Source organism: Cytophagales bacterium (genome assembly GCA_019456305.1).
Lineage (GTDB): Bacteria > Bacteroidota > Bacteroidia > Cytophagales > VRUD01 > VRUD01.
Map to the genome: position 1 here is coordinate 1 of VRUD01000026.1, position 20,093 is coordinate 20,093.

Consider the following 20,093-nt stretch of genomic DNA (forward strand, 5'->3'; position numbering starts at 1 on the left):
TATATTTATTGACTGAATAGCTTTTATTATTTCAAACATTTTTGAAGACTGCCCGGTTTTTTCGGGTTCGTTGATTGCTGTTTGGATCTGTTCATCTTTGAAATTGTCTGTTTGTTGAAAACTAAAAATTACAGAGGTAATACCAAATGTCAATATTACCCAAAGGAGCAATTGGGTTAATCCTACCAGCGCTATGCCTGTAATCTTGCCCATCATCAGTTGAAAAGGTTTTACTGATGAGATTATAATTTCAACAATACGGCTTGTTTTTTCTTCAATAACACCTCTCATGATCTGGACGCCATAAAGAAATATAAAAAAATAGATCATAAAAGAGGCAAAATACCCTACAATAGTAGAAGCGACTGCACTGCTGTCTTTTTCACCTTCCTCGCTTAATTTAATGGTGTTGATAGTAATTTTGGTTTTAATATTTTCCAGTGTTTCTCTGTCAATTCCTGCTTTTTGCAGTTTTCTGCTTTCAATCTCTTCTTTTAAAATCCTTTGGATATAACTTTGAACTTCAATGCCCGGATTTTGCCTGGTATAAAACTCTATTCCTTTAGGATCATCAATATCCAATGCGGGTATGTAAAGCAGGCCGTAGTGGTCACTTTGTAAATAGTTAACTTTCGCATCTTCTATTGAGGCAGTTATTAAGTTAAAGGTAAGATTTTTATAGTTTTTAATTTTATCTGTAAAAAGATTACTTTCATCCCTCACATCTATTATCTTGGCTTCCTGAGATACCATGGTAAGCCAAAACGGGATAATCATTAACGATGCTAATAATATTGGCCCGAGAATGGTCATGATAATAAATGACCTTTTTCTTACACGGGTGAGGTATTCGCGTTTAATTACTAATAAAATCTTGTTCATTATTTATTGTATCGGAATTTCAATATTTTAAATGAAACTTATATTCAAACCTATCCTTTGTGCACTTAATGAACAGCTACTGGGCTCTGGTTACTGGGTTCTGGGTTATTAGTAATTCTTTCTGACAGTATTCATTCTACCAGTACCCAGCACCCAGTACCCAATAACTAACTTATTATTTTTACTCCGCTCAATATTTAGGAATTTCATTTTTAAATCAATTTACAACGTTATGTCCCTTCACTTTTGCAATAAATATATCGTTAATACCCGGAATTTTTTCATTGAAACTATGTATTTCAACATTTTTTAACAATTCTGCCAAGAGATCGTTTGGACTGCGCTTTGAGGTGATCTTAATGGTGGCTTTAAAACTATTATTTTCCAACCATTCCATTGAAATTATTTTGAAATCTGTCATGAGCAAGCGCAAGGGATCATCTGCATTTAATAGCTTATCAGGTTTATCGGTTTTGTCGTCTGCCTTGCGGCATAAATGTCGCCCTACAACCATATATGTATCGGTTTTGTATTGATCTTTGATCTCAGTTAAAGGGCCGTCTAATATGGTTTTTGATTTGTTGATCAGAGCTATATGGTCGCAAAGTTCCTCTACTGATTCCATTCTGTGGGTAGAGAATATGATCGTGCTGCCCTGTTCGCGCAACTTCAGGATCTCATCTTTTACTAAGTTAACATTGATCGGGTCAAATCCTGAAAAAGGCTCATCCAGGATGATCAGTTTCGGTTTGTGAAGGATTGTGCTTATAAACTGCACTTTTTGCTGCATTCCTTTAGAGAGGTCTTCTACATTCTTATTCCACCAGGCGGTTAATTCAAATTTTTCAACCCAGCCTTTTAGTTTTGCAAGGGCATCCTTCTTAGGCATGCCTTTTAATTGAGCGAGGTAGAGAAGCTGCTCTCCCACCTTCATCTTTTTATAAAGGCCTCTTTCTTCGGGCAAATAACCTATAGAGTAAACATGTCTGGCAGCAAGCGGTTCATTATCAAAATATATTTCTCCACTGTCAGCCCCGATGATCTTAGTAATGATCCGTATCAATGTTGTCTTGCCTGCACCATTCGGTCCAAGCAAACCGAATATGCTTTGCTTTGGCACACTGATATTTACCTTATTCAGGGCGGTATGCCCAGCATACCTTTTTACTACGTTATTTACCTTTAAGATTTCCAGGATTTTCTTTAATTTTTCAAATATACAAAGTTTTAATTTTTAAAATAATCGATATTTTTCTTGGATATTAAATATCCTGTAACTTAATCTTACGCCAATATTTTTAACTTGCGAAATTTAGGATTTATTGTTTTGTGAAAAAAATATCTACAAAATTTGTTTTTTATTTGAGATAATTCTTTATATCTTTGCGCCTTATTTAATTTAAACCTTTAAAAAAATTCATTATGGAAAATTTTACAATTAAGTTCGAACAGTTTTTAAACAAAACTGCATCAGCATTGATTACTCTGGGAGTATCTTTGCTGATAATTACAATTACACAGGTTTCTGTTCATGCCCAACATTTAGATGTGACTATCTTTCCATCAGATAACTGGGTTAAAGAGTCTGGAATTCGCATTAATTTTGATTCTATTGACATAGCTGCACCGCGCGGCCTTCACACTCCCTACGTCTATCGTTTCCCGGATGGTACATTGCGTATATACTATGATCAACTTAGACAAAATTTTAAGGAGATGCATAGCGCCACATCCACAGACGGACTTGTATGGGTCAAAGATACCGGGGACAGGCTTCCGGGATTTGGTTTCCACCCTCACATTATCAAAGTATCTGACACCCTTTTCCGTATGTATTATGAAGCCAGTTTGACAGGGGCAATAAAAAGTGCATTATCATCTGACGGATTGACTTGGGTAGTAGAAGCCGGCTTCCGACTGATCAGTGTTCCTGGGTCACATACTAACCTTGTTGTTGATCCTGTCGTTATTGAATTACCAGGTGGTCTTTTGCGTATGTATTATCGCGTTAGAAATGAGAATTTTATCGGGAGTGCAACTTCGACTAATGGATTAACTTGGAGTGTTGAATCTGGCAGACGTATTGAAAATGCGGCTGAATTCGCTGCCATTCGTTTGCCAGATAGCACAGTTGTCATATACTTTTCAAGGCCAAACTATAGTAAAATATTAAGCGCAAGATCTTCAGATGGTTTAAGTTTTACCGATGACCCAGGTGTGAGACTGCTTCCTGGCAACCATCCTGACGGTTTTTTGTTGGAAAGTGGCACGATCTTAACAACTTCAATTGTTCAATTTCCAGGAGACACATTACGCATGTATTATCAAGGGTCCAGTAGCTCTACTGATGTTAACTTTTTCTCACGCGTATTCAGCGCTGTTGCTGTTCCAAAAGTAGAAGAGGTGGTTAATTTAGACATCAAGCCAACCTCCTGTCCGAATCCATTGAATGTAAAAAGCAATGGCGTTCTACCAATTGCGATCCTTGGCACAGCAGATTTTGATGTCAATGATATTGATGTTTCTTCAGTGCTGCTTCAGGGAATTTCTCCTATCAGGTCAAATATTGAAGATGTTAGCACACCTGTAGTGAACAAAGTAGATGTTTGTGACTGCACTACTGGCGGTGCCGATGGTTTTGATGACCTGACCCTGAAATTCAAAACCCAGGATATTGTGAGCACACTTGGCCCTGTCAGCGGGGGTGATACAATAGTTTTAACCATTACGGGTATTCTATTGGATAGTACGCCTTTTGATGCATCCGATTGTATCATTATAACCCCTGTTGGAGGTGGAAATGATACGGCAGGAGCCAAAGTAGCAATATGCCATATTCCACCCGGAAATCCTGCTAATTCACATACGATCTTTGTAAGCTCTAATGCAGTTGATGCACATTTGGCGCACGGAGATAACTTAGGAGCGTGTGATAGCATTGCATTTGGTGGTAATAATGATCCCCAGCTAAGATTATCAGCTTATCCAAATCCATTTTCCGAAACAACAATTATTCAATTTGATTTAGATGAAACAGTGTATGCTACCTTAAGGGTGTTTAATATAATGGGTAAGCATATTATTACGTTGTTTGAGGGAACAATGGAGGAAAATAATTTGTATTCCATTCAATTCAATGCAGAAGATCTGCCAACCGGTATTTACTATTACAAGTTAGAAACAGAGAACGGCATTATTAGAATTGAAAAATTGCTATTAAAATAAATTTTATATAAACTTGCCAGGGAATTCCATTATAAATTTGGAATATACTTGGCAAGTTTTGTTTTTTTAAAAAAAGCATTTTATCTTTGTTTTCAAAGTTTTATTTAAACCAGGGGTTTTGCTATTTTTTGGTATAATTCCCAAAAATTTATAGAGATGAACAAATTAAAATCAATAATCGCAATTTTGCTTTTAAGTTTAATCACTTTATCCTTTAAAGCAAAAGCCCAAACCTGGGATTCTGTGGGAACGGGAATGAATGGTGGTGTAGGGGCATTTGTTGTAGATACAGTTAATAATATCCTTTATGCCGGTGGAGGGTTTACCACTGCGGGTGGAGTAAGCGCCAATAATATTGCTAAATGGGACGGAACAAGCTGGGATTCTTTAGGATCAGGATTGAATAGTGGTGTACAAGCATTAGCAATTTATAATGATACACTCTATGCGGCAGGTTCTTTTACATTGGCAGGTGGAATAAGCGCCAAATACATTGCAAAATGGAACGGAACAAGCTGGGATTCTGTAGGAACCGGAATGGATTCTGATGTCATGACATTAGCCGTTTACAATAATACACTTTACGCAGGAGGATTTTTTTCAACTGCAGGTGGAGTGAGTGCACCAACTATTGCAAAATGGGATGGAAGTAATTGGAGTTCTGTTGGAACAGGAACTAATCTTTTTGTTCTGTCTTTAGCCGCGCTTAATACTGTTCTATACGTTGGTGGTCTATTTACTACTGCAGGTGGAGTAAGCGCTATTAATATTGCACAATGGAATGGGACAAGCTGGGATTCTTTAGGAAGTGGACTTGGAGATCCCTTTGCAGATCAGGTGTTGGCTATAGATTCGTTTAATGGTGAGGTTTATGCGGGAGGGACTTTTATTAATTCAGGAGCAATGAGCATTTATAGGATCGCTCGATGGAATGGAGCAAGCTGGGATTCAGTAGGAACCGGGATGAACTTTGATGTTGAGTCCTTAACCAACTATAACAATGAACTCTATGCAGGAGGTCTTTTTACAACCGCAGGTGGAGTGGCAGCAAATTATATTGCAAAATGGAACGGGACAAATTGGTATCCAGTAGGGACAGGAATGAATGGTTGGGTTTATTCATTAATTGAGTATAATGGTGAACTCTATGCGGGTGGTGATTTCACAACCGCAGGTGGTATAAACGCAAATTATATTGCCAGATGGAACGCAGATACTTGTGGAATTACCTCCTCTTTTACTTCCAGCGCAACAACGATTTGTGAAGGAGAAATCATCAATTTCACCAATACCAGCACAGGAGCTATTACTTATGAATGGCAGCAAAACGGTACTCCTTTTAGTACGGCTACCGATACTTCAAGAACATTTAATATAGCAGGTACTTATTCCATCAGTCTTATTGCAGATAGCGGCAGTTGCAGTGATTCATCCGGTGTTATAATTATTGTCAATCCAACTTATTCTTTCAACACACCTAACGACACCATCTGTGATGGCGATAGCGTTTTGATAGGTGGTGTTTATCGCAAAACCGCAGGAATATACTATGACAGCTTAACTACTGCCAATAGTTGCGACAGCATAATTGCTACAACCTTGATCGTCAATCCAACTTATTCCATTAACACACCTAACGACACCATCTGTGATGGCGATAGCGTTTTGATAGGTGGTATTTATCGCAAAACAGCAGGAACATACTATGACAGTTTAACCACAGTCAATAGTTGCGACAGCGTAATTGCTACAACCTTAATCGTCAATCCAACTTATACCATTAACACACCGGATGAAACCATCTGCGATGGCGATAGCGTTTCGATATTTGCTGTTTATCGCAAAATAGCCGGAACATACTATGACAGTTTAACCACTGCCAATAGTTGCGATAGCGTAATTGCTACAACCTTAATCGTCAATCCAACTTATACCATTAACACACCTAATGAAACTATCTGCGATGGCGACAGCGTTTCGATATTTGCTGTTTATCGCAAGATAGCCGGAACATACTATGACAGCTTAACCACTGTCAATAGTTGCGATAGCGTAATTGCTACAACCTTAATAGTTAATTCATTACCAACTGTTAATCTCGGTGCAGATACTATTATTTGCAATAGTTGTTCAATAACGCTTGATGCGAGTGCAGGTTTTTCAAGCTATGACTGGTCAACAGGAGAAACCACACCAACCATAACAGTTGATTCAACAGCCACTTATATAGTACAAATCACAGATACAAATGGCTGTTCAGCCACAGATTCAATTGCAGTAACTATCTCAACTGGCATCAATAATCAATCAACAATCAACAATAATCAATTAAAAGTTCACCCAAATCCAAACACCGGAGAATTCACCGTAACATTCAACATAACAGAAAAGCAGCAAATCAATCTCAAAATAATTAACATAAAAGGTCAGATAATTTATCAGGAAAATCTAACTGATTTTACAGGCAGCTATCAAAATAAAATAGATATGAGTGGCTATGCAAAAGGAATATATAATTTACAACTATCAACTAAGCAAGGAACAATCAACAAAAAAATAATCCTTGAATAAAATACCATTAACCCCTCGATTTATCGAGGGGGCTCAAAAAACAAGTAATAACCTAACCGTTTTAATGGTTTTAAAAAATAAATAAACTTTGCGCTCTTTGCGCCTTTGCGAGATAAATTAAAGCCTCCGGCCACGGCCGGTCTACATTTTAATCGCTTCATTACCAATATTTTTGTAAAACTTTAGGAAAAAACAGTTTTTCCCTCTATCTTTGCGCATCCAAACCAAAAAAATAATTATCATGAAAAAGCATCTAGTATTATTATCAGTATTTACACTTATCGTATCGTATGGCTATTGCCAGGGTACCTTTAAGTTTGAAAAAGAATCGCACGATTTTGGCGCTGTGGAAGAAGGTAAGCTGGCAATTTATGAATTTGTTTTTAAAAATACAGGCAACCAGCCCATCATCATTTCCAACGTAAAAGCATCGTGCGGCTGCACCACACCATTTTGGACAAGAGAACCGGTGCCGCCTGGCGGAACAGGAAAAGTCAAAGCTCAATACAACAGCAAAGGAAGGCCCGGAACATTTGCCAAAAGCATTACAATTACCTCAAATTCCCAGACGCCTACCAAGGTGCTCCGTATCAATGGAGTTGTTAATAAAAAGCCGGCAAGAGTACTTACCCCGGAGGAGCTTGCTCAATCTCCCGTCATTCAATTTGAAAAATCAACCCACAATTTCGGGAAAGTAGAGATTGGTCAGACCGTAAGCTACAAATTTTCTTTTTCAAACAAAGGGAAAAATGACCTGAAGATCACTAATGTTCAGAGCCGCTGCAGGTGTGTAACCCATCAGGCATCCAAACAGGTGATTAAACCCGGAGAAACTGCCCAATTAACGCTGACTTACACCCCCAGGGGCAAAAGCGTACTCAAAGAAGTGGTTACGATTAATTCAAATGATCTGACCCAACAGGGATTTAACATTACTTTAATAGCCGATTTAGTTGAAAGCCTTGTCTCTCAAAGCATACTCAGGGAAGACAAAGCTTCGGTTCCGTTTAAATAATAATCAGTTTACCCCGCACATAAATTTATGTGCGGGGTTTACCGGTAAGCTGAAAACTGGGAACCGGATAACCGAAAACCTAAAAACCGATCCAAAGTACTCGGGAGAAAAACCGAAATTGTTATCACAATCTGCAATCTACAATCCGAAATTCGCAATCCGCAATGATAATAGGAGTCCCCAAAGAGATCAAAGAAGATGAAAACCGTGTAGCGCTTACGCCTGCAGGTGTTGCGGAATTAAAGAAATCCGGACATACCATCTTTGTACAAACAACAGCAGGTATTGGAAGCGGATTTGATGATAATGAATATGCTTCTGCAGGTGCACAAATATTACCAACTATTGAAGATGTTTATGATCGTGCAGATATGATCATCAAGGTAAAAGAGCCTATTAAGCAGGAATATAATCTCGTTAAGAAGGATCAGCTTATCTTCACTTATTTTCACTTTGCTTCCTCGCTAGAACTTACCAATGCTATGATGAAGTCCAAAGCAGTTTGCCTGGCTTATGAAACTGTCGAAGAAGCTGATGGTTCTTTGCCATTGTTGGTACCCATGTCTGAAGTAGCAGGTAGAATGGCAGTTCAACAAGGAGCCAAATACCTGGAACGGCCTCAAAAAGGCAGAGGAATATTATTGGGCGGTGTTCCTGGAGTAAATCCTTCAAATGTACTTATCCTAGGCGGAGGTATCGTTGGTACTCAAGCTGCGAAGATGGCAGCAGGATTGGGAGCTAACGTAACTATTATGGACATAAGCTTGCAGCGACTAAGATATTTGAGCGACATTATGCCTGCCAACGTCATTACCATTGTTTCTAACCATTATAATATCAGGGAAGCGATAAAAACATCAGACCTTATTATTGGGGCAGTTCTGATACCAGGCACTAAAGCACCCAATCTTATCACTCGTAAAATGCTTAAAGAAATGAGAGCGGGTACGGTATTGGTTGATGTTGCCGTTGACCAGGGTGGCTGTATCGAAACCTGCAAACCTACCACACATCAGAAACCCACTTTTGTAATTGATGAAATTGTTCATTATTGTGTTGCCAATATGCCCGGTGCGGTTCCCTATACTTCTACGTTAGCCCTAACCAATGCTACGCTCCCTTATGCCATAGAACTCGCAAATAAAGGATGGGAAAAAGCATGCAGTGAAAACCTGGAACTGTTATTGGGGTTAAATATTATTAATGGAGATATTGTTTATAAAGGTGTAGCAGAGACTTTTGGGTTAGAATATCATGACGTGGAGGAATATCTAGCGCATGCGCGTTGAGCATAGCGCATGGCCTGAATGCCATGCGAAAAAGTATGCTGAGGTATTAAAAAACCGTAACTATTCAGTAAATAATAAAATATTGCCAATAATTTTGAAATTCAGTAATATAAAAGGAGATATATTCGGTGGAATAACAGCAGGGATTGTCAGACGTCTTTAGTACCGGACAATATCAGTTTCAGTGACTTGTCAGCATGAATCGGTAAATCTCGATTACTCCTATTTCGGGGTCATCAAGGAATTCATTCAAGGCTTTAATATTATCTCGGATTATATTCTCTATATAAGGGACTCTACAATTTCCTATTTTCAACCAAATCACTTTGGGTGGGCTGCCTCTTGTTACACTTAAGTCGTTAAAATCTGAGTCTTTTGTTACTATCGTAAAACCGTTTTTTTTTGCAAAAATCCAAATTTCTTGATCATCAGATTCATCTAATCCTTTTATCATTACATGCGTTGAGCCTGGAAAAAGATCATCAAGTCTTGCTATTAACTTATCAGATAGATTGTTGTCAAATAACAATTTCATGGGCTTAATACTGTAACTTTGTGTTCCCGATCAGCAGCATAAGCTAAACAAGCAAGAATATCCTCCTTTGTAATTTTTGGAAAATCATCCATTATCTCCTCGAAAGTCATTTCATCGGCAAGCATGTTTAAAATATCATAAACTGTAATCCTGAACCCTCTTATACAAGGTTTACCTGACCGTTTTCCTGACTCAATGGTAATGTAATCTTTGTAGTTTATCATAATTCTAATATAGAATTTGAGCACGTTATTTTGCTATAGTTAATACTTTTTTGTTTTACAAAGATAATAATAAATACAAAAATTACATATCCACGAGGTTTATTTTCACCAAATTTGTTAATATTGCATCGCAATATTTTCAAAAAAAATTTATAACAATAACCAAAATTTTGAAATTCAGTAATATAAAAGGAGATCTATTCGGTGGAATAACAGCAGGCATTGTTGCGCTGCCGCTGGCGCTTGCCTTTGGCGTTCAATCGGGCATGGGAGCTGTTGCCGGTCTTTATGGTGCAATAGTGCTTGGGATCCTGGCGGCAATCTTTGGAGGAACAGCCACCCAGATAAGCGGGCCTACCGGGCCGATGACCGTAGTATCGGCAGCAGTCATCGGAACAGTAATTGTGCTTTCCGGAAGCGTGCAGAATGGCATGGGTGTCATTATCGCTACTTTCTTGCTGGCAGGAGGGTTTCAAATTCTCCTGGGTATTTTAAAAGTAGGCAAGTATGTGAAGTTTATTCCCTACCCGGTATTATCAGGATTCATGAGCGGAATAGGAGCGATCATCATCTTATATCAATTGTATCCTTTTTTGGGTCATGATTCTGAAAAAAGCACAATAGATATTATTATTCACTTCTCTAAACCTCTTACAGCAATGAATATAAGTGCGGTAGGATTGGGCGGTTTAACAATTGTTATTATATACCTATTTCCGAAAATTACGAAAGTTGTTCCCAGCCAGTTGGTTGCTTTGGTTGTTGTTACACTAACTGCATTTTTTCTTAAAATTGATGTTCCTATAATAGGAGATATTCCTACAGGACTTCCTGAATTAAAGATTGCTTCCATCTTGTCAATAGAACCTTCAAACTACTGGCTGATCGTGAAGTTTGCCATCACTCTTGCTGCATTGGGTGCAATTGATTCGCTGCTTACTTCGGTGATAGCCGATAACGTCACCAAGACTAAACATAACAGTAACCGGGAGCTGATAGGGCAGGGTATTGGTAATATGGCATCTGCACTGATTGGAGGTATTCCAGGTGCAGGCGCTACCATGAGAACTGTGGTGAATATTAATGCAGGAGGCAAAACACGACTGGCGGGTCTTGTGCATGGTTTGCTGCTTGTTGTTGTGTTATTTGGTGCCGGAAAATATGCTGCCCATATCCCGTTGTGTGTTCTTGCCGGTATTTTGATTACGGTGGGAATTGGAATTATTGACTATAAGGGACTGAAACACCTGCTTCATGTGCCCAGGGCAGAGGCGATGATATTGGTTATAGTACTGGCGATCACTGTTTTCGGGGACCTGCTTACTGCAGTGGCTGTGGGAATGGTTCTCGCATCCCTGGCGTTCATGAAGAAAATGAGTGATATAGTGAGTGACGAATCAAAAATATCTTCCATTACTAAGTTTGAAAAGGAATTACCGTGGAAAGATGAAGAAGAGATTTCAGATAAAATTGAAGATAAGATTTACATCAAACACCTTGACGGACCCTTATTTTTCGGGTTTACTGCTCAATTTCAGCAAATGACCCAAGCCTTGCCTGAAGTTAAAATAGTTATCATGAGGATGGAAAAAGTTCCTTACATAGACCAGTCAGGTTTGTATGCGCTGGAAGAGGTAATACTTGGGCTTGAGAAGAAAGATATTGTGGTGTTGATGACAGGGATCAAGGAACAGCCGGTGGACATGTTAAGAAAGTTGAATGTGGTTCCCGGATTGATACCCGAATCGTATCTGTTTGCAAGCTTTCGTGGTTGCACCAAGTGGCTGAAACATAACTTTGAAGAGAGCAAGGATGGATTTAAAAAAATTATTGATGATCTGCACGAAATTAAAAAGGCGGAGGTATCTTACCATATGTGATAAAAATTTAATGCCATATAATTTATAAAAGCAATAAAATGTTTATTCAAACGAAAGAATCATAAGCAATGCAAACCCCTGAAAAAGCACTTGAATTATTAAAGGAAGGTAACCAAAGGTTTGTTAGCAACAACCAAATTAACCGTGACTTGCTGGAACAGGTCAGGCAAACAGCTTCGGGGCAGCGCCCGTTTGCGGTAGTGCTCGGATGCATTGACTCGCGTGTGCCTCCTGAACTGATCTTTGACCAGGGCATTGGCGATATTTTGAATGTGCGCATCGCAGGTAATATTGTGAATGACGATATACTTGGAAGCCTGGAGTTTGCCTGTAAAGTGCTGGATTCAGCGCTTATCGTAGTGTTAGGCCATAGCCGGTGTGGGGCAGTACGTGGCGCATGTGATGACGTAAAATTGGGAAACCTGACAACGCTTATCAGCAAAATAAAGCCTGCGGTAGATTCTGTTAAGAATGAAAAAGATGACAGTACAACAAATGGCGGGTTTGTGCAGAAGGTAGCTGTAAGGAACGTTTTTATGACAATAAATGCCATTAAGGAAGGGAGCCAAATATTAGCAGAAATGATCGGAAATGCAGAGATAGGGATTGTTGGCGGGATGTATGATGTGGAAACGGGCAAGGTAGAGTTTATGGAAAATGGTTGATGGAAGATGGAAGAAAATAAAAATCCGAAATCCGAAACCACTAATTAGTGTCTGTCTATAAAGTCGAATGTTTAATATATTATAGTAAAAACATAACCTCGTAAGTTGATTAAAAAGTCGGCAGTCCACAGTCGGCAGTCAGCAAATTTGCCAACTGCCGACTGCCAACTGCCAACTTAATGTTGAAACTTTGGATTTTCATTAACGAATATTTTTGACATTATAGACAGACACTAATTACACTAAATTAGTGAAATTCTTAATTAGTGTAATTAGTGGTTTCAAAATCAAGAATTAATATCCATTTTCCATTTTTCCCAGTGTCGGGGTGGGGAGATTCGAACTCCCGACCCCCAGACCCCCAGCCTGGTGCGCTAACCGGACTACGCTACACCCCGAACATTATTGAATTATTTTTAGATTTAGTAATTTTATTATAAACTTATCAATTAACTGTCAATTGAACTGTCAACTGCTACTGCCACAACCTTGCCTTTATTCCCTCTATTCCCTTATTTCCTTATTCCCTTATTCCCAGCAAATTCATCGGATGACCCAAACGCACAACCTGGAGAGTCATCCGATGATAACCACCCCTTGTCATAGTCATTGTCTATTGTCATATTGTCTACTGTCTATTGCCAACTGCCAACTGCATTTCCTTATTCCCTCCTACCCTCCCCTACCCTCCTTGGGAAATAATTGTTATTAACATCAGTATCGGCTGTTTCTGATAACGGATCAAGTTTGAAAGACACGGCTTTTTTTTCTGATACAAATACCTGGCTGACCTGTTTATCATTTTTCTTCCAGATCTCGGCTGGTATTCTTATCACTTCTTCCGAACTATCTTCATAGCTGATTTGCAGGATCAAGGGCATTACCAGGCCCCCAATATTATTAAATTTCACCTCATATAAGTTTAAGCCTTTTCCTAACAGATCTTTCTGTTCACCGGTAAGGTCATTGTATAAACTTTCATAACCAGCCTTATCTAAAATTGCTATATCGAATCCCGGGTATTCGGTATGAATATCTGATAGGTGGCTATTTTCAACGTTATTATCGTTTAATTTATTTAAGGAGTGATGCTTTTCTCCTTCCCCTTTGACGAGGGAATTAGGGAGTGAGGCTTCTAATCTTAACAATGCAACATTCTCAATTGACATATCTACATGATCGGTAGTAAAAAACCAGCCTCTCCAGAACCAGTCAAGGTCTACCCCTGAAGCATCTTCCATGGTACGGAATAAGTCGGCAGGCATCGGACGTTTGAATGCCCACCTTCTGCAATATTCCTTAAAAGCATAGTCAAATAATTCTTTACCCATCACCGTATTTCTCAAAATATTCAGCGCAGCAGCAGTTTTTCCGTAAGCATTTTTGCCAAACTGTAAAAGTGATTCGGAATTGGTCATGATCGGAACCATTTTGGATTTATCACCTTTCATATAGCTGATTATGTTCTTTATGCCTCCCCTTTTTGGACGGAATTGAGGATCCCATTCTTTAAGGGCAAGCCCCTGAACAAAGCTATTCAGCCCTTCATCTAACCATGTCCACTGCCTTTCATCCGAATTGATGATCATGGGGAAAAAATTATGCCCTACTTCATGGGTGACCACCGATATGAGGCTGTTTTTCTTCGCCTCATCATAGGAACCGTCCGGATCAGGGCGGGCACCGTTAAAGCAGATCATAGGATATTCCATGCCCCAAACCGGCCCATGAACAGAGATCGCAACAGGGTAACTATAGTCAACACTATATACTGAATAGATTTTTAACGTATTAGCAACCACTCTGGTAGAGTATTTTCCCCAGAGGGGATTCCCCTCCTTTGGATAAAATGACATGGCAAGCACTTTGTTGCTACCCTGACCTTTGGTGCGAGGCTGGTTGATATTCACACCCATGGCGTCCCAGATGAATTTCCTTGAACTTGCCCAGGCAAAATCACGCACGTTGTTGGCATGAAAGATCCAGGTTTTCTTTTTATCTGACCTGGATTTTTCATTTTGTACAGCTTCATCCTGGGTAATAATAAGTACAGGCTGATCATTACTCCGGGCTTTTTTCAGTCTTTCGATCTGTTTTTTTGTTAGCACATCATCCGCATTTTGCAATTCTCCTGTGGCTGCCACTATGTGATCTGCCGGTACGGTAATGCTTACCTTATAATCTCCGAATGATAACGCAAACTCGCCCCTGCCTTGAAACTGCTTGTTCTGCCAGCCGTTTACATCATCATATACAGCCATACGTGGAAACCATTGCGCAATTTCATACAGGTAATTTCCATCTTCTTCAAAATATTCATATCCTGAGCGTCCCCCTATTTCCACATGGTTATTGATATTATAGCTCCATTTTATGGAAAAGGTGTAAGAATTATCTGGTTTTAATGGTGAAGGAATATCTACCCGCATCATAGTTTTATTAATAAAATATTTTAAATCCAGCCCTGATTTGTCTTTAACCTGCTCAATTTTATATCCGCCTTCAAAGCTACCATGATTCACAAAATAGGCTAATTCGTTCAGCTCAAGATCGCCATCTATTGTGTGTGTATTGGATTTGTAGGAGTCTGAACTTTTTGCTCTTACATTCTGGTCTAATTGCAGCCACAGGTAAGAAAGCGCATCAGGAGAATTATTGATATAGTTAATGGTTTCAAAACCAGTGATTCGCTGATTTTCATCATCTAATTCTGCCTTAATAACATAATCAGCTTTTTGCTGCCAGTATTTGTGTCCCGGAGCGCCAGAAGCTGTCCTGTAATTGTTTGGAGTAGGGAGTTCTTCTACTAATTGCTGGAATTTTGAGTTGCTGATATTTTGCTGGGCAAACAAATCAGCAGGCAGTTGACAGTAGACAGTAAGCAATATAGCTGCTACTACCAGGTTTCTGATTTTTCTCATGATAATGTTAGTTATTGGTTTGTTAGTCGTTGGTTATAGTTTGTTAGTTGTTAGTTATAGTTAGATTGTTCGTCCCACCCGGCTCCGACTGCTTTGGGAAATCAATAGTTTATCTAAAATATACTATTTTCAATCACCAACACAAGTGCAATCCCCCCGACAACACCGGAAATGATCAGGTTCCATTCTCTCCGTGTTATTCTGAAAAAATAGACAAATATGAATGAAGCCGCTAATATAGCAAACAAAAGTAATATTTGACATACTTCCACGCCAATATTAAAGGCAAAAAGTTTCAACATGATGTTTTCACTATTGCCCAAAACCTGCCTGAGATGATTTGAAATTCCCATCCCATGTATGAAGGCAAAGAAAACGCCAAAGAAGTACCTGAAATTATGTGAAGGATACCTGTATTGATATTTTTCCTTTCTAAAAAAAATGTTTGAAATAGCAGTAATGAGAATGGTACATGGCAGGAGAAATTCAATCAGATGATTATTAATAGTAAAATCATTCAATGAAGTTAGTACCACCGATATTAAATGCCCGAAGGTAAAAGAGGTAACTAACCACAGCACCTTTTTCCAATCAGCTATTTGATAAATAATAAACAATGCTGCCACAAAAAGAATGTGGTCGTAAGTATTTAAGCTGCTGATGTGATGGAAACCCTGGATAAAGTATGATGAAAAAGTTGACATTTTTTAAAAGTACATAATATTAACAAATAAACACTCACATTAAAGTTAATAACAGTTAATAACAGTTAACAACAGTTAACAACGGTTGCTTAAAACACTGCTTTTTTGCAATATGCTCCTTTTTTTCAAGATTAAGCATATGAAAAAGTAACCGATATTAACCATTATTAACCGCTATTAACTGTTTTTAACCATTTACATAAAGTTAACAACGGTTGCTTAGTGTTCTCCTGAGTACTTGGAGGATGCGCAGGCACACCAAATTTAGTATGTTTTAGTAAAAAAACAAAATTATTTTATGATTATCAATTTATTTCCTCTTTAACAGCCTCCTTTTTCACAAATCTTATCTCCCCTTTGTCATCAAGCACCGCTTCCACAATCGGGATATCTTTGCTATCCTCCCCGAAGGGTTCCCCGATAGGATCGGGACAGGCGCGGGAGGTACTACCGGCTTTTTTTAAATTACCTGCCAGTATTTCCTTAGATAGCTCATTCAATATCCTTCGCTGCAATACTCTTTTCAAAGGCCTTGCTCCGAATTGCGGGTCGTATCCGAGCTTGGCAAGCAGATTGAGCACTTCATCAGATGCCTTTAGTTGAATGCCTGACCCTTTGAGCCTTTGCTGTATCAATTTGAATTGAATATCTACGATCTTCCTTATCTCCTTCTTCGTGAGCGGCTTGAACATGATCATTTCATCAACCCTGTTCAAAAATTCAGGGCGTATGGTTTTTTTCATCAGCTCAAATACCTGGTTTTTCGTATCTTCAAATGTGGTGTCAGGTGTTTCCACCTGACACACATCATTGTGCTTTTCAAAATTTTCCTGTATAATATGCGAACCAATATTAGAGGTCATAATAATAATTGTATTCTTGAAATTTGCTATCCTCCCTTTGTTATCTGTAAGCCTGCCTTCATCCAGTACTTGTAGTAATATATTGAAAACATCAGAATGTGCTTTTTCGATCTCATCTAATAATATTACAGAATAGGGCTTTCGTCTCACTGCTTCAGTCAACTGACCGCCCTCATCATACCCAATATATCCCGGAGGCGCCCCAATCAGCCTGCTTACAGAATGTCTTTCCTGGTATTCCGACAGGTCAATACGTACTAATGCATTTTCATCATTAAATAAAAATGCTGCGAGGGTTTTTGCCAGTTCGGTTTTACCAACACCTGTGGTACCCAGGAAGATAAACGAACCAATAGGTCTTTTAGGATCCTGCATCCCTGCCCTGCTCCTTCTCACGGCATCAGCAATGATCCGTATGGCTTCTTCCTGCCCGGCAACGCGTTTGCCAAGCTCTTCTTCGAGGTGCAGTAATTTCTCCTTTTCGCTTTGCAGCATGCTTGAAACAGGAATCCCGGTCCATTTGCTCACAACATCAGCAATATCTTCACTGCTGACCTCCTCTTTTAGCATAGCGCCATTGCTTTGAACCTTGCTCATTTGCTTTTTTAATTCTTCAAGTTGTTTCTCGCTTTCCACAATCTTTCCGTAACGCAGTTCAGCTACTTTACCCAGATCACCTGTCCGTTCAGCTTGTTCTGCCTGAAGTTTATATTGTTCAATATTCTCTTTTTCTTTTTGGATATTCTCAATGACGCTTTTTTCATTTTCCCATTTGGCTTTCAGGTCATTTTTCTGACCTGTAAGATCTGCAATTGCTTTAGATAATCTTTTTTCCTTTTCTTTATCTTTTTCGCGTTTTATTGCTTCGCGCTCAATTTCCAGTTGCATGATCTTTCTCTGGATGTCATCTAATTCTTCGGGCAATGAATTCATCTCTAACATCAGTTTTGAGGCAGCTTCATCCATCAGGTCAATGGCTTTATCCGGGAGAAATCTGTCAGAGACGTACCTGTTTGAAAGCTCTACAGCAGCAATGATCGCATCATCTTTAATTCTCACACCGTGATGTACTTCATATTTTTCCTTGATCCCGCGAAGAATAGAAATAGAATCCTGAACATCCGGTTCATCCACCATCACGGCTTGGAAGCGTCTTTCCAGGGCTTTATCTTTTTCAATGTATTTTTGATATTCTTTTAACGTGGTAGCGCCTATTGCATGCAGCTCACCTCTTGCCAATGCAGGTTTCAGTAAATTTGCCGCATCCATGGCGCTTTCTCCCCCAGCGCCTGCACCAATGAGGATATGTATTTCATCAATAAATAATATGATCTCCCCATCCGAATCGGTTACTTCTTTAATAACGGCTTTTAAGCGCTCTTCAAATTCTCCTTTATACTTTGCCCCAGCTACCAGCAAACCCATATCCAAAGAAACGATCTGCTTTGTTTTTAGATTTTCAGGTATATCACCATCCACAATTCTTTGAGCAAGCCCTTCAACGATCGCAGTTTTCCCAACCCCTGCTTCACCCAGCAGGATCGGGTTGTTTTTTTTCCTGCGGTTGAGTATCTGCAAAACCCTCCTGATCTCATCATCACGGCCGATCACCGGGTCAATTTTGCCGGCTTTTGCAAGTTCATTTAAGTTAATGGAGTATCTTTTTAAAGAATTGTATTTGGCTTCGGCATTCTGGTCGGTAACTTTTCGGTTGCCTCTTAATTCTTTGATCGCTTGTAAAAGGTACTTTTCATTAAAGCCAACATCGCGCATAAGGCTGGCTGTTTTATCTTTGCCTGCAAGCAGGCCAAGCAAAATGTGCTCAATGGCAACGAACTCATCTTTGAACTGTTTGAGATAGCCGGTTGCTTTTTGCAAAGTTGCAGCAGCGTCATTTGAAAGGTAAGGTTGGGTGCCGGTAATTTTTGGATATGAATTGACAAGCTCTTCCAGCCTGCTTTCAAGGAGGGTTTTGTTAATAACAAGTTTTTTAAGGATAAACGAGATCATATTTTCGTCAGACAATAAAATGGCTTTCAGCACGTGGCCTGTTTCTATTGCCTGCTGTTGATTGCCCGTAGCAATTTCAGAAGCTTTTTGGATGGCTTCCTGGGATTTTATGGTGTAATTGTTAAAGTTCATATTAAGTAAATATTTTTTTAAAAAAAACTTGTGCTTTAGCGCATTTAGGGTCAAAACCCTGTAACAATCAATTTCACAAATAATAATCCAAAAGAGTTTTTAGAACAAATAATGACATATTGTTGTAATATTTTATATTATTTTTGATAAACCATGCCATTGTGGCTTATTTCCTAAAGATAATTTTTATTCATTTTTTTCTGTTTTGATGATAAATTTTTATATTATACTTTTGTGATGTTTTAGATAATAATATATAGTTGCAGAAACTATGCGATTTATAAAAGGTGCTACAGCCAGAGAGGCAAACAAAAAACTTAGACGTACAGGGGCATTCTGGCATCATGAAAGTTATGACCATATTGTGAGAGATGATGCTGAAAAACTAAGGATTATTAGTTATATTTTGGAAAATCCATTAAATGCAGGTTCAGTAAAAGATTGGCATGATTGGAAATGGACATATTGTAATTCAAAGTATTGCGTGATATAAGTTGTTTTAGATTTTTAATTGAGATAGCTCAACATAAATGTTGAGGTACAATATGAAACTCTGCTTCGCCACAAACAATATTCATAAACTAAATGAGATCAAGGCGCTCATAGGGTTTGAGTTTGAAATTTTGAGCCTGGCTGATATCGGCTGTAACGAATCTTTGCCCGAAGATCAGGAAACACTACAGGGCAATTCATTGCAAAAAGCGGAATACGTCTGGAAAAACTATCAGGTCAGCTGCTTTTCGGACGATACAGGCCTGGAAGTTGATGCACTTAATGGCCAGCCGGGTGTGTATGCTGCCAGGTATGCAGGTGAGCGCTGTGATTTTGATGACAATATAAACCTGTTATTGAAAAACCTCTCAGGAATCAAAGATCGTAAAGCCCGCTTTATATCAGTTATCACGTTGATATTGGATGGAAAGGTAGAACAGCCCCGACAAAATCGGGATTTCACTTACATTCAATTTGAAGGCATCATTAATGGTGAAATTCTTACTGAAAAAAGAGGTCAGAAGGGCTTTGGGTATGACCCGGTCTTTAAGCCGGAGGGCTATGATGTCAGCTTTGCTGAAATAGAGCCAGAAGAGAAAAACAAGATCAGTCACAGGGGTATAGCTATTCGGAAGTTGGTTGAATATTTGAAACTAACAAACTAATAACCACCCATTTTAGGCAC

The 20,093-nt window shown here is 38.9% G+C and carries 13 protein-coding genes, 1 tRNA gene and 2 pseudogenes; 8 read left to right on the forward strand and 8 right to left on the reverse strand.

Going from position 1 to position 20,093, the window contains the following annotated elements; genetic code table 11:
* Both FVQ77_07280 and FVQ77_07285 read right to left on the reverse strand, forming a co-directional pair.
* The coding region (locus FVQ77_07280) for an ABC transporter permease (protein MBW8050129.1) at positions 1–882 on the reverse strand (882 nt) is incomplete at its 3' end.
* A 217-nt stretch (positions 883–1,099) separates the two neighbouring features.
* Entirely contained in the window at positions 1,100–2,077 is a 978-nt protein-coding gene (locus FVQ77_07285; GenBank protein MBW8050130.1) for an ATP-binding cassette domain-containing protein, read from the reverse strand.
* A 227-nt stretch (positions 2,078–2,304) separates the two neighbouring features.
* Here FVQ77_07285 and FVQ77_07290 point away from each other — a divergent pair, with 227 nt between their 5' ends.
* The 4 genes and pseudogenes from FVQ77_07290 (at position 2,305) to ald (ending at position 8,982) form a co-directional block, all read left to right on the forward strand.
* Positions 2,305–4,107 carry a T9SS type A sorting domain-containing protein gene (locus FVQ77_07290; GenBank protein ID MBW8050131.1) on the forward strand — a complete coding sequence of 601 codons (1,803 nt, stop codon included), beginning with the start codon at positions 2,305–2,307 and terminating at the stop codon, positions 4,105–4,107.
* A gap of 156 nt (positions 4,108–4,263) precedes the next feature.
* Positions 4,264–6,678 (forward strand): T9SS type A sorting domain-containing protein, encoded by a 2,415-nt coding sequence (locus FVQ77_07295; protein MBW8050132.1) that lies wholly within the window; start codon positions 4,264–4,266, stop codon positions 6,676–6,678.
* A gap of 241 nt (positions 6,679–6,919) precedes the next feature.
* Positions 6,920–7,282 (forward strand): annotated as a pseudogene (locus FVQ77_07300) (DUF1573 domain-containing protein).
* A 575-nt stretch (positions 7,283–7,857) separates the two neighbouring features.
* Entirely contained in the window at positions 7,858–8,982 is a 1,125-nt protein-coding gene (ald, locus tag FVQ77_07305) for an alanine dehydrogenase (GenBank protein ID MBW8050133.1), read from the forward strand.
* 181 nt (positions 8,983–9,163) lie between these two features.
* Here the strand turns inward: ald and FVQ77_07310 are convergent, their stop codons facing one another.
* Both FVQ77_07310 and FVQ77_07315 read right to left on the reverse strand, forming a co-directional pair.
* Positions 9,164–9,517, reverse strand: a complete 354-nt coding sequence (locus tag FVQ77_07310; GenBank protein MBW8050134.1) for a hypothetical protein — start codon at positions 9,515–9,517, stop codon at positions 9,164–9,166.
* Positions 9,514–9,738, reverse strand: coding sequence for a DUF433 domain-containing protein (locus FVQ77_07315; GenBank protein MBW8050135.1), 225 nt, complete (start codon positions 9,736–9,738; stop codon positions 9,514–9,516). The genes FVQ77_07310 and FVQ77_07315 overlap by 4 nt, the downstream gene beginning before the upstream one ends.
* 170 nt (positions 9,739–9,908) lie before the next feature.
* Between FVQ77_07315 and FVQ77_07320 the strand changes: the two genes are divergently transcribed.
* Both FVQ77_07320 and FVQ77_07325 read left to right on the forward strand, forming a co-directional pair.
* On the forward strand, positions 9,909–11,621 hold the full coding sequence (locus tag FVQ77_07320) for a SulP family inorganic anion transporter (protein MBW8050136.1): 1,713 nt from the start codon (positions 9,909–9,911) through the stop codon (positions 11,619–11,621).
* A gap of 38 nt (positions 11,622–11,659) precedes the next feature.
* A pseudogene (locus FVQ77_07325) lies at positions 11,660–12,286 on the forward strand (carbonic anhydrase).
* Positions 12,287–12,609: 323 nt separating this feature from the next.
* Here FVQ77_07325 and FVQ77_07330 read toward each other — a convergent pair.
* The 4 genes from FVQ77_07330 to clpB all read right to left on the reverse strand — a co-directional run bounded on the left by FVQ77_07330 (position 12,610) and on the right by clpB (position 18,916).
* Positions 12,610–12,684, reverse strand: a tRNA-Pro gene (locus FVQ77_07330).
* A 264-nt stretch (positions 12,685–12,948) separates the two neighbouring features.
* Positions 12,949–15,207: a M1 family metallopeptidase gene (locus FVQ77_07335; GenBank protein ID MBW8050137.1), complete on the reverse strand. Its 2,259-nt coding sequence runs from the start codon at positions 15,205–15,207 to the stop codon at positions 12,949–12,951.
* Positions 15,208–15,320: 113 nt separating this feature from the next.
* Positions 15,321–15,911 (reverse strand): HupE/UreJ family protein, encoded by a 591-nt coding sequence (locus FVQ77_07340; GenBank protein ID MBW8050138.1) that lies wholly within the window; start codon positions 15,909–15,911, stop codon positions 15,321–15,323.
* A gap of 305 nt (positions 15,912–16,216) precedes the next feature.
* Positions 16,217–18,916, reverse strand: coding sequence for an ATP-dependent chaperone ClpB (gene clpB / locus FVQ77_07345; GenBank protein ID MBW8050139.1), 2,700 nt, complete (start codon positions 18,914–18,916; stop codon positions 16,217–16,219).
* 271 nt (positions 18,917–19,187) lie between these two features.
* Between clpB and FVQ77_07350 the strand changes: the two genes are divergently transcribed.
* Positions 19,188–19,409: a hypothetical protein gene (locus tag FVQ77_07350; GenBank protein MBW8050140.1), complete on the forward strand. Its 222-nt coding sequence runs from the start codon at positions 19,188–19,190 to the stop codon at positions 19,407–19,409.
* Positions 19,410–19,461: 52 nt separating this feature from the next.
* Complete coding sequence (gene rdgB / locus FVQ77_07355; GenBank protein ID MBW8050141.1) at positions 19,462–20,073, forward strand: RdgB/HAM1 family non-canonical purine NTP pyrophosphatase; 612 nt, start codon at positions 19,462–19,464, stop codon at positions 20,071–20,073.
* Positions 20,074–20,093: the final 20 nt, after the last annotated feature.

What these genes read in the sequence shown, in the direction of transcription:
- FVQ77_07290 (MBW8050131.1), top strand. Translation starts at nt 2,305, where the DNA reads ATGGAAAATTTTACAATTAAGTTCGAACAGTTTTTAAACAAAACTGCA.
- FVQ77_07295 (MBW8050132.1), top strand. Translation starts at nt 4,264, where the DNA reads ATGAACAAATTAAAATCAATAATCGCAATTTTGCTTTTAAGTTTAATC.
- ald (MBW8050133.1), top strand. Translation starts at nt 7,858, where the DNA reads ATGATAATAGGAGTCCCCAAAGAGATCAAAGAAGATGAAAACCGTGTA.
- FVQ77_07310 (MBW8050134.1), bottom strand. Translation starts at nt 9,517, where the DNA reads ATGAAATTGTTATTTGACAACAATCTATCTGATAAGTTAATAGCAAGA.
- FVQ77_07335 (MBW8050137.1), bottom strand. Translation starts at nt 15,207, where the DNA reads ATGAGAAAAATCAGAAACCTGGTAGTAGCAGCTATATTGCTTACTGTC.
- FVQ77_07340 (MBW8050138.1), bottom strand. Translation starts at nt 15,911, where the DNA reads ATGTCAACTTTTTCATCATACTTTATCCAGGGTTTCCATCACATCAGC.
- clpB (MBW8050139.1), bottom strand. Translation starts at nt 18,916, where the DNA reads ATGAACTTTAACAATTACACCATAAAATCCCAGGAAGCCATCCAAAAA.
- FVQ77_07350 (MBW8050140.1), top strand. Translation starts at nt 19,188, where the DNA reads ATGCGATTTATAAAAGGTGCTACAGCCAGAGAGGCAAACAAAAAACTT.
- rdgB (MBW8050141.1), top strand. Translation starts at nt 19,462, where the DNA reads ATGAAACTCTGCTTCGCCACAAACAATATTCATAAACTAAATGAGATC.